The following is a 7,708-nucleotide window of genomic DNA, read 5'->3' as shown; positions in this document are numbered from 1 at the left end:
ACCCCGGCGCGCGCCCTGAGCCTGGACCACGAGATCGGCTCGATCGAGGTCGGCAAGTTCGCGGACCTGGTCGTGCTCGACGAGGAACTGGAAGTGTGCGGCGTCATGAAGCGCGGCGAGTGGGCCGGCGCCCCGATACCCCCCGCGCCGCCCAAGAAGAACCGCAACGGCCTGATAGCGGCGGTCGGCATCGCCGCGGTGGTCGTGGTCGGCGGCGGCATCGCGATCGTCGCCTCCAACGGTGGCTCCGGCGGCTCCGGCGGCTCCGGCGGCTCGTCGGGCGGCACCGGCGGCGGCACCACCGGAGGCACGCTCGGCGGCACCGGCGGCACCGGCGGCATCGGCGCGCTGACCCCGATCCCCGCCACGTTCCCGCTCTCCAGCCTGGTCACCGACGCGGACGCCGCGCAGTACCTGCACACGACGCCCACCGCCTCGGCCCCGACCGACGACTCGACCGACGACCCCACCACCTTCGACAAGGACTGGCTGGTCGACACCGGGAGCTCGGAGCTGCGGGTCCAGGCGTCGAACTACAAGGGCGACAGCCAGCAGGCCGAGACCGACTTCGGCAACCACGTCTCGACCCTGGCGACCGACGCGCAGTACCAGGACGAAGGCGCGCTCGGGAACTCGGACAAGACCGGGATCCAGGTCGCCACCGACCAGAGCAGCGGCCTGCAGCACTGCAAGATCGAGATCCTGCGCGGCGGACTGGACGTGACGGTGACCTTCGTCGAGTCGGGCTCGGCGGCCAACGCCCAGACCGACGTGCTGAACCTCGCCAAGCTGGTCACCGGCCGACTGCCCGCGAAGTAGAACGCAGAACGCAGCGACACTGCTCGCGCGGCCGCGCCGAAGACCCCTGACGCGCGGCTGCGACCGGTTTCGGGTCCGCTCAGCCGCGCCCGATCCCGAGCAACCGCGATCCGCCAAATCTGCCCAACCGCCGCGCCACCAGGCCAGCCCTCAGCCCCGAACGCCCTGCCCCCGCGCCTGACACACCGTCACCACGCACCGCTCCAGCGCGTAAGCCGGATCGTCCCCGCCGCCCTTCACCGCGGCGTCCGCCTCCGCCACCGCCAGCAGCGCGGTCGCGATCCCGTCCGGCGTCCAGCCGCGCACCTGCTGCCGTACCTTGTCGATCTTCCACGGCGGCATCCCCAGATCGCGCGCCAGGTCCGCCGGCCGCGCCCCGCGCGGCGCCGAGGCCACGCGCGCCACCGAGCGCACCCCGGCCGCCAGCGCGCTGGTGATCAGCACCGGCGCGGTCCCGGTCGCCAGCGCCCAGCGCAGCTGTTCCAGGGCCTGCGCGGTCCGGCCGTCGACCGCCAGGTCGGCCACGGTAAAGCCGGACACCTCCGCGCGGCCGCTGTAGTACCTGGCGACCACCGTCTCGTCGATCGGCGCCTTGCCGTCCTCGGTGGTGTCGGAGATCAGCTGCGACGCCGCGGCCGCCAGCTCCCGCAGGTCGTTGCCGACCGCGTCCAGCAGCGCGCGCGCCGCCTCCTCGGTGATCTGCCGCCGGGCCGCCTTGAACTCGTCCCGCAGAAAGCCGATCCGCTCGGCCGGCTTGGTCACCTTCGCGACGTCCACCCGCGCCGCCCCGGCCTTCTCGACCGCGGTCAGCAGCGCCTTGCCCTTCACGCCGCCGTTGTGCACGACCACCAGCGTGATCTCGTCGGCGAGCCCGTCCAGCACGCTGGTCAGCATCGCCGCGTCGTCGGCGGCCAGGTCCTGCGCCGACTGAACCACCACGACCCGGCTCTCGCCGAACAGCGACGGGCTCACCAGCTCGGCGAACGTCCCCGGGCTGAAGTTCCCCGGCGTCAGATCCCGCGTCTCGGTGTCCGGGTCGACGGCACGCTTCGCGGCCGCGATCCGCGCCACGGCACGGTCGACGAGCAGTTCCTCGGCCCCGACGACGAGGACGAGCTGGGGCGCGGCGGCGACTTGGGCTGGCATCGGGTCAAGCATGGCACGGCCCGGTGACAAGTCCCTATTGCCCGGCCTGTCTCACGCTCGCCCAGCTTGCTTCACGCTCGCCCGGCCTGTCTCGCCCTTGCCCAGCCTGCTTCACGTTCGCCCAGCCTGCTTCACGCTCGCCCGACCTGCCGCGCGCTCGCCCGACTGCCCAGCGGCTGGCTGCTGGCTGCTGGCTGCTGGCTGCTGGCTGCTGGCTGCTGGCTGCCCAGTCGACCCTGACCTTGCCTACTTCTCGTCCTTGGCCTTGGCCGCGGCCTTCATCTCCTTCTTGAAAGCCCGCACCTTGACCAGACTCGCCGCATCCAGGACATCCGCCACCGACCGCGTCGAGCCCTTCACGCCGTAGTCCCCAGCCGCCTCCCGCCAGCCGTTCGGCGTCACCTCGAACTGCTTCCCCAGCAGCGCCACCAGGATCTGCGCCTTCTGCTTCCCGTACCCGGGCAGCGCCGCGACCCGCTTCAGCAGGTCGGCACCGTCCTTCGCGCCGGTCCACACCGCCGAGGCGTCGCCGCCGTACTCCTCGGCCACGGCCCGCGCCAGCTTCTGCGTCCGCTCGGCCATCGCCTTCGGGAACCGGTGGATCGCCGGCACCTCGGAGAACACGGCCACGAACTCCTCCGGGTCGTACCCCGCGATCTGCTCCGCGTCCAGCCGCTCCACCCCGAGGCGCGTGGCCAGCGCATAAGGCCCCGAGAACGCCTTCTCCATCGGGATCTGCTGATCCAGAAGCATCGCGGTGAGTACCCCCAACGGATCCTCCGCGAGGAAAGCGTCGGCGTCGGGATCCTGGGCCAGATGCAACGTCACCATGCCTCCAGCCTGACAGAACCGCCGCCGTGCCACTGACGGTTCTGGTCCGTTCGAGGCACCGAATCCTGGAGCCTTAATCCTCGCGCCTCAGTCCTCGGACCCCATCCGCGCCAGAACATCGGCGATGAACGCCCGCCCCTTCGGCTCCAACCACGGACAGGCCAAAACCAGGTGGCACATCGACCCCAGCACCGTCACGGCACGCTTCTCAGCCACCTGCATGAACAGGCTCAGCCGGTTCAGCAGCCATTCCAGAACGTCCTCGCGCGTCTCCGGGAACGCCCACGCCACCGCGACCAGCGCCATCCCGGCCGCCTCGCAGACCCAGTCCTCCGGACCGTTCAGCAGCTCCACCAGGATCCGGCGCCGCTCCGAGCCCACCCACGGCTGGTCGGCGCCGTGATGCGCGATCCCGACGCACGCGATCGTCTGCACCGAGCGCACCCAGTAGTCCGGCACCTCCATCGCGAACCCGTCCGGCCACGGCGCGTCCTGCGGCACCGGCGGGTGCACCAGCACGCCGAGCAGGTCCGCGACCGGCACGCCGGCCAGCGCGACCGCGTGGTCGTACAGCGACGTCGGCCCCGGCCAGTTCGGCGTGGCCAGGTCCCGCACCAGCGCGGCGGCCTGCTCGGACGGCGGCCCGACGGCCGGGACCGCGTCGCAGTCCTCGTACCGCCACACGGATATCGCGACGTCGGCGGCCGGCAGGCGCGGGTCGGGGTCGCCGGCCTCCACGAACCCGACCTGCAGCCCCGGAATGACCAGCCGCAGCGTCTTGATCGCGCTCGGCGGCTCGATGATCGACACCGACATCTGCCCGGACACGCCGAGGTCGTCCTGCCCGATCAGCTGCCGCAGCAGGTTGATGCAGGACTCGGTGCCGCCGATCACCCGGCCCAGCCACGGCAGCCGCTGGACGTGGTGGCCGACCAGGTAGCGGGCGTAGTCGTGCTCGGGGTGCGCACGGTGGTAGTCGGTGAGCTCCAGCAGGTGCGCGGTGTCGCCGTCGGCCTCGAACCGCATGCCGAGCAGGGCCGGCATGGCCTTCTCGTGCTCCGGCTCGACCGCGACCAGCTTCTCCAGCAGCGCCAGGCCTTCGGGGCGCCGCCCGGCGTAGGCCAGTAGCTCGGCCAGGTCGACCACGAGGTACGTCTGCGACGGATCCTGCTCGATCGTCCGCGTCCACAGCTCGATGGTCTCGTCGATCCGACCGGCGCGGCGCAGGGCGTTGCCGAGCATGATCGCCCCCATCGTCCCGGCCCCGTCCCAGATCGCGGCCTCGCCCCACTCCACGGCCAGCTCGGTGTCGCCGAGCCGCCGGGCCAGGCCGGAGGCGACGGCGGCGAGCTGCGCGTCGTCGCCGCGCGCCACCACGGCCTGCACGACCACGTAGAAGTGGACCAGCGCCGCCAGCTCCTCCTCCGACACCGGGTCGCCCAAGCCCTGGCACAGCCGCAGCACGGCCTGCGTCAGCGACTGCGGGCTCAGCCGGGACGGCAGCTCCGGGTCCGCCATCCACGCCACCGCGGCCCACGGCCGGGCCGGCGCCGCACCCATGACGCCGGCCAGCAGCAGCACGGCCTCGTCCAGCCGGCCGAGGCCCGCCAGCAGGCTGGCCCGGCACGCGAGCTCGCCGGTGTAGCGGGAGTCCGCGGGGAACAGCTCCAGGGCCGCCACCGGACCGCCGACCCGCGCCACCAGCTCGGCCAGCACCTCGTGCGCCTCCGGCAGTGAGGGGTCGGTCCCGATCGCGCCGGACACGTGGTTGGCGGCGTGCCCGGGGTCGCCGCCGTCGAGGATCAGCCGCGCGACCGCGACCTCCCCCTCGGCCTCCAGGCGCTCGCAGCACCCGGTGTCGCAGGCGTTGGTGTGGGTGTGGGTGTGCTGGTCGGCGTGTTCGTTCTGAGTGCCGTGCGCGTCCATGAGCCGGCTCCCCTCCAGACTCGGCGTCGGATAGGGGCACGAGACTATCCACAAGCTATGACGCGCAGCGACAGCCCTTTTCTTCTCCTTTCGCTTTTATGACTATCCGTGACAACTGGCTGGGGGTGGCGGCTAGTGGCGTATCGCCACCCGCAGCCGACCGGCGGTCCCGAAGAGCACGACCTGCCCGTCTTCGTCGGTACGGAAGACGCGCGCCCCGGCGCCCGAGGCCAGCGCGACGGTGCGCGGCGACGGATGGCCGTAGGTGTTACCCCTGCCGACCGAGATGACAGCGACCCGGGGATGCACGGCGGCGAACAGGTCCGGGTCCTGATGCGCCGAACCGTGATGCGGCACCTTCAGGACGTCGGCGGCGAGATCCGGATGCGCGGCGAGGATCGTGGCCTGCGACGGCGGCTCGATGTCGCCGGTGAGCAGCAGCCGGAGCGGGCCGTCCCGGGTCGCGACCGTCACCTGGAGCACGACGCTGGAGTTGTTCGGGCCGGAGCCCTCCTCGCCGCCGCCGCGTGGCGAGGCTCGTGCCTGGTGGCGGCCTTTTCGGCGGCTCTTGCGGGCGGATTCGGGCGGCGGTGGAGGTGGCGTCGGCGGGCTCGCGGTCGGGTCCGGCCACAGGACGTCCCAGGACACCGGGCCGAACCGGCGGTGCTCGCCGGCCGCCGCCACCGAGGTGCTGACGCCTGCCGACGTGGCCCAGGAGGCGACTTCGGCGGCGCCCTTGGGCGGGTCGGGGTCGTTCGTGGTCTCGATCTCGGTGACCTTGCGCCCCTTCAGGATGCCGGGGACGCCGTCGATGTGGTCGGCGTGGAAGTGGGTCAGGACCACCAGCGGGACCTTGTGGATCCCGAGCAGTGTCAGACAGTGGTCGGCCTTGGCGGGATCGGGGCCGGTGTCGACGACGACGGCCTCGGCCGGGCCCACGGCGAGCGCCAAGGCGTCGCCCTGGCCGACGTCGCAGGCTGCGAAGATCCAGTTGGGCGGCGGCCAGGCGGCGGTGCGGCCGCGGATGACGAACACCGCGACGCCGATGGATATCAGCACCAGCAGAAGGGCTGCCGCCGCTGCGATCATCCGAGCGCCGGAGCTGGTCGGGCCGCCCCGAAAGCCATCCCCTCCGCGGCTTTCGGAGCTCTCCAGGCCGCGCCAGCCGGGGTCGTACCCGCGGCGGCGTCCTCCGTCAGGCCATGAGCCGGGCGATATCCAGGGTCCTTGCTCGTTCATGACGCCTCCTCCTTGTGGTGGGTCACCGCAGCCGTGATCAGGAAGACGAGCGCGTAGACCGCCAGCAGCGCCAGCGCCCCGGCCAGCCCGTCGGGCCAGGCGACGGTCGCGCCGGGCAGCCGGGATCCGTAGCGCGCGACCGCCACGATCCCGTCGGTGGGCCACTGCGCCAGCCACGCCACCGCCCGCCCCAGCGGCAGCCAGACGGACGCGGCGAGCAGGGCCGCAGCCCCGAGCACGGTCGCCGGCCCGACGCAGAACTCCGCGAGAAGGTTCGCGGGCAGCGAGAGCGGCGTGATCGCGGCGGTGAAGGTGACGAGGATCGGCAGGCAGAAGGTCTCGGCCGCCGCGGTGCAGGCCAGCGACTCGGCGATGCGGTGCGGCACGCGCCGGTCGGTGAGCGCCTGCTGCCACCCCGGCGCCAGGACGAAGAGCCCGGCGGTCGCGGACAGCGAGAGCGCGAAGCCGTAGGAGCGCGCGAGCCAGGGGTCGAACAGGAGCAGCAGCGTGCCGCCAGCGCAGAGCAGCGGCAGGCCTCGCGCGCGGCGGCCAACGGCGGCCAGGAGCAGGCCGAGGACGGCCATCACGCTGGCGCGGACCATCGAGGGTTCGGGGCGGGCCAGGACGGTGAAGCCGATGACGACGGCCAGGCCGGTGAGGGTCAGGAACCTGCCTCGGACGCCGGCGAGGCGGGCGATCGGCATCGCCGCCGTCAGCACGAAGACGAGGTTTTCGCCGCTCACCGCAGTGAGGTGCGTCAGTCCGGTATCACGGAACGCGGTGGCCAGGCTCTCCGGCTCCTGCGACACGTCGCCGATCACCAGTCCCGGCACCAACCCACGCGGGTCGGCGGGCAGACCGGCGCAGGCGTCGCGCAGGGCTTGGCGGAGCCGTCCGGCGAGCCGCTGGAGCCGGTCGGGCCCGGCCAGGACTTCGGGCGGGCGGTGCACGGAGAGGGTGGCGGCGTCGGGGGTGTCGTCGTGCGCGGGACGGAGGCGCCCGGTGATACGCACGCGGGTGGAGGGCAGGAACCGCCACGCGTCGGGGTCGGACGCGAGCGCGGTCGCGGGCAGCCGCGTCCCGAACTCGTTGACGCGCTCGATGCGGAGCGGCACGACGGCGAACGGCCCGCGCGCGGAGGTCGCGGTGTGGGGGTCGTCGGTGACGACGGCCTCGACGGTGACGTGGGCACGCGCCGCCGCGAGTCGCGGGAGCGGCCCGGTGTGGGTGGCGATGGTGCGCGTGGTGGCGGCGGTCCCGGCGCCGGCCGCGACGAAGCATGCTGCGGCGAGGGTGCGGCGGCGGGTGCGGGTGCGCGTTCGGGTGCTGGCGTTGTTGCTGATGTTGTTGCCACTGCGGAGCAGCAGGCCAGCACCGGCCATGGCGCATCCTGCCCAGAGCAGGAGCACGGCCCGTGTGGCGAATCCGTCGCCGACGAAAGCCGCCACGTACGCAGCCATCAGGATCGGCACAAGCCGCAGGTCACGACGAGGGCGCTGGTCGTGCTCGACGGAGCGGAAGGTGACGGTCAGGCTCATCGCGTCACACCGTCACCGAATCGCGCATGTCCGCGAACTTCCGCTCGCCAATCCCCCGCACCTGCCGCAACTGCGACACCGACGCGAAGCGCCCATGCTCGGTCCGCCAGTCCAGAATCCGCTGCGCCAGCGAAGGCCCAACGTCCGGCACAGACTCCAGCTGCTCCAACGTCGCAGTATTGAGATTCACCGGCTGCGCAGGCTTGCCC

At 72.7% G+C, this 7,708-nt stretch carries 7 protein-coding genes; 1 reads left to right on the top strand and 6 read right to left on the bottom strand.

Annotated elements, in window-relative coordinates:
- A partial coding sequence (locus GWK61_RS61645; protein ID WP_228564332.1) for an amidohydrolase family protein occupies positions 1 to 819 on the top strand: 819 nt, incomplete at its 5' end.
- Between the two features lie 150 nt (positions 820 to 969).
- Here GWK61_RS61645 and holA read toward each other — a convergent pair.
- From holA to GWK61_RS50800, 6 genes are all read right to left on the bottom strand, one after another.
- Positions 970 to 1,965: a DNA polymerase III subunit delta gene (gene holA, locus GWK61_RS50825; RefSeq protein WP_228564331.1), complete on the bottom strand. Its 996-nt coding sequence runs from the start codon at positions 1,963 to 1,965 to the stop codon at positions 970 to 972.
- Between the two features lie 246 nt (positions 1,966 to 2,211).
- On the bottom strand, positions 2,212 to 2,796 hold the full coding sequence (locus GWK61_RS50820) for an HhH-GPD-type base excision DNA repair protein (RefSeq protein WP_194921203.1): 585 nt from the start codon (positions 2,794 to 2,796) through the stop codon (positions 2,212 to 2,214).
- An 87-nt stretch (positions 2,797 to 2,883) separates the two neighbouring features.
- The gene (locus GWK61_RS50815; protein WP_194921202.1) at positions 2,884 to 4,722 is read right to left on the bottom strand and encodes a tetratricopeptide repeat protein; all 1,839 of its coding nucleotides are present in this window, start codon (positions 4,720 to 4,722) and stop codon (positions 2,884 to 2,886) included.
- A gap of 132 nt (positions 4,723 to 4,854) precedes the next feature.
- Positions 4,855 to 5,961, bottom strand: a complete 1,107-nt coding sequence (locus GWK61_RS50810; protein ID WP_194921200.1) for a ComEC/Rec2 family competence protein — start codon at positions 5,959 to 5,961, stop codon at positions 4,855 to 4,857.
- On the bottom strand, positions 5,958 to 7,499 hold the full coding sequence (locus GWK61_RS50805; protein ID WP_194921193.1) for a ComEC/Rec2 family competence protein: 1,542 nt from the start codon (positions 7,497 to 7,499) through the stop codon (positions 5,958 to 5,960). Before GWK61_RS50805 ends, GWK61_RS50810 begins: the two co-directional genes overlap by 4 nt.
- 4 nt (positions 7,500 to 7,503) lie before the next feature.
- Positions 7,504 to 7,708, bottom strand: a 205-nt coding sequence (locus GWK61_RS50800) for a ComEA family DNA-binding protein (protein WP_194921192.1), incomplete at its 5' end; no start/stop codon positions are given.

Origin of the sequence: Catenulispora rubra, from assembly GCF_015356825.1 — a bacterium.
GTDB classification, from domain to species: domain Bacteria; phylum Actinomycetota; class Actinomycetes; order Streptomycetales; family Catenulisporaceae; genus Catenulispora; species Catenulispora rubra.
The sequence above is the reverse complement of the archived record's forward strand: the minus strand, read 5'-3'. Positions and strand labels throughout refer to the sequence as shown.

What these genes read in the sequence shown, in the direction of transcription:
- holA (WP_228564331.1), bottom strand. Translation starts at nt 1,965, where the DNA reads ATGCCAGCCCAAGTCGCCGCCGCGCCCCAGCTCGTCCTCGTCGTCGGG.
- GWK61_RS50810 (WP_194921200.1), bottom strand. Translation starts at nt 5,961, where the DNA reads ATGAACGAGCAAGGACCCTGGATATCGCCCGGCTCATGGCCTGACGGA.
- GWK61_RS50805 (WP_194921193.1), bottom strand. Translation starts at nt 7,499, where the DNA reads ATGAGCCTGACCGTCACCTTCCGCTCCGTCGAGCACGACCAGCGCCCT.
- GWK61_RS50820 (WP_194921203.1), bottom strand. Translation starts at nt 2,796, where the DNA reads ATGGTGACGTTGCATCTGGCCCAGGATCCCGACGCCGACGCTTTCCTC.
- GWK61_RS50815 (WP_194921202.1), bottom strand. Translation starts at nt 4,722, where the DNA reads ATGGACGCGCACGGCACTCAGAACGAACACGCCGACCAGCACACCCAC.